The sequence below is a fragment of the Okeania sp. genome (genome assembly GCF_983059655.1).
This window is the reverse complement of sequence record NZ_CEZPJD010001029.1, coordinates 1-2,356: the sequence shown is the minus strand read 5'-3', so window position 1 is coordinate 2,356 and position 2,356 is coordinate 1. Positions and strand designations below refer to the sequence as shown.

The window sequence follows — 2,356 nt, the reverse complement described above, 5'->3', positions numbered from 1 at the left end:
TGGGACAAATTATCTCAACTCCAATTAAAAGAAAAGAGAATAGAGATATTTCCTTTAATTCTTCTGGCGTTTCCTCCTTTTATCAATTGCCGAGTTTTGATGGTTATTATCCTATGGTTGGTGTTTGGGTTATTGGTGGAGAAGCTGCTGGTATTTGTCTGAGGGAAGATAGGGAAATTGTGACTCAAGATTTGAGTAGATTTTTGCCTCATTATTTTACATGAATAATATCATCTTGAGATTTACTTCAAATTAAATTAATGTCAAGTTTTTGTTGCTTCATGTCGAGTAAGATAATAAAGCATATTTTCAACAGGAAAGTCAAAAGTTAAAAATAAAATAAGTTAAAATATAGAGATTATCTCTGAGCAACCACTGAAAAATGTCCGAAACTTTAAGAATCAGACTTAATTATTATTATGAAAGACAAGAAAATTTGGATTAGTGCCGATGAAATAGCTTCAGAAACTTCTGGAGGAAAAAAATCTGTAGATACTGGAGCTACTTATGATGATTCACCAGAAAAAGATTTCAGGTTAAAGCTGAAGATTTGAAACGAGAAATGTCTGATTTTTTCAAAGTTATTGAATATGTATTTGACCAGACAAACCAAGAAACTTCTAATGTTCAGTTAAAAGAAATTGAATTATCTGTTGAAATTAATGGGGAAGGTCAAGTTACTCTATTTGGCATTGGTGGGAAAGCTGGAAGTAAGGGTGCAATTAAATTAAAATTAGTACGGAAGGAGTCTTAGAAAATGGCAAAAAATTGGGCTATTTGTATTGGGATTAATGATTATGATAATATGCAAACCCTTCAATATGCTCAGAGAGATGCAGAACTAATGCAAGATTATTTTCTCAATGAAGCGGGTTTTGAGAAAGTTTATTTATTTACGGATAATTCACCCCCAATTAATGATGCAGGTAAACCTTTTAAATCCCAGCCTACTTACGGTAGGATTCAAAGATTTTTACAAGTAAGATTTAACAAGGAATTTTTATCCGCAGGTGATAATTTTTGGTTTTTTTATAGCGGTCATGGAATGCGTTTTAATGACCGAGATTATTTAATGCCTGCTGATGCTAACCCTCATCCAGATGGAGTAGAAAAAACTGCTATTCCTCTTGATTTTGTGACATAAAGATTAAGGCGATGTGGAGCAGGTAATGTGATTTTATTTTTGGATGCTTGTCGCAGTCAGGAAAGTTCAAGAGGTTTGGGTATAGGAGAAGAAAAGCAAAAAGGAGTAATTACAATTTTTTCTTGTAGTCCTAATGAAAGGTCTTATGAAATTGAGGATGAAAGGATAAAACAGGGTGCTTTTACTTATGCTTTGTTAGAATCTTTAAGAATTAAAGGTGAAGGTAATTGTGCCACTGTTGAAAGATTATATAATCGTTTACGTTATCAAGTTCCTGATATTAATCGTCAGTTTAGAAAGCCTCGGCAAACTCCTTATGCTATTGTTGAACCTGCTAGTAAATATCATTTAATTTTATTGGAAAAGCAGGCAACCGAGCAAGATATTGCTACTCTGAGAGAAGAGGCATTAGAAGCAGAAAATGAGGGTAATCTAGAATTAGCAGCACAATTATGGACCCGTGTTTTAGCAGTGTCCCCTGCTAATGAAAAAGCTTTAAAAGCTTTGAAAAGAATTTGGCAGAAGCAGGAAAATGTAAAATTAGGTACAACCATTCAAAATACTAATGAACAGAACAAACAATCAATAGAAAATAATGCTGTTGAGTTGAGGATAAAAGAAACAGATAAAAAATTAGAAAATGATGAAACAGAATTAATCTATGACAAAAATGAGGATGCTTTGCCTGTTGAAGAACCCATAAAACCTCAATCATCAGAATCAAAATTTAAAAATTTTTCCACGGCAAAAGTTATTGAAACTAGCTCTCAAAATGATGAAGTAGAATTACTTTCTGACAAAAATGTAGACTATACAAAACTCCTCAAACTCCTATATAATAAATTTAACCCATTTAACCCTTTAACTGCTCACGATCCAGCTTATGTAAATTGTAGTGAAGTTAGGGGAGATGATAATATTTTCAAGGAAGTTGGTAATACTATTATTTATTCAGATGATCCTACCTGTCAACTTTACACTGGGCATCGAGGTGTAGGTAAATCAACAGAATTATTACGCCTAGAAGATTATTTACAAAAAAATGGTTGTTTTGTGGTTTATTTTCCAGCAACGGAAGGAGATATTGATGAATTAGATGTTCAATATACTGACATTATTTTGGCTTGTACTCGCAATATTTTGAATAAGCTTCAAGCTTATGCTTCTCCTAATCTTTTATTAGATTGGTTACAGTCTCGATGGCATGAATTA

The 2,356-nt window shown here is 32.8% G+C and carries 3 protein-coding genes and 1 pseudogene; all 4 read left to right on the top strand.

The genetic code is table 11. The features are described from left to right. A partial coding sequence (locus tag AC3DU7_RS31425; protein WP_488043154.1) for a glutathionylspermidine synthase family protein occupies window positions 1-224 on the top strand: 224 nt, incomplete at its 5' end. A gap of 195 nt (window positions 225-419) precedes the next feature. Further along, entirely contained in the window at window positions 420-554 is a 135-nt protein-coding gene (locus AC3DU7_RS31420) for a hypothetical protein (RefSeq protein WP_488043153.1), read from the top strand. Window positions 555-562: 8 nt separating this feature from the next. Further along, window positions 563-754, top strand: a complete 192-nt coding sequence (locus AC3DU7_RS31415; protein WP_488043152.1) for a Pepco domain-containing protein — start codon at window positions 563-565, stop codon at window positions 752-754. Between the two features lie 3 nt (window positions 755-757). Next, a pseudogene (locus tag AC3DU7_RS31410) lies at window positions 758-2,356 on the top strand (caspase family protein); the annotation flags it as partial.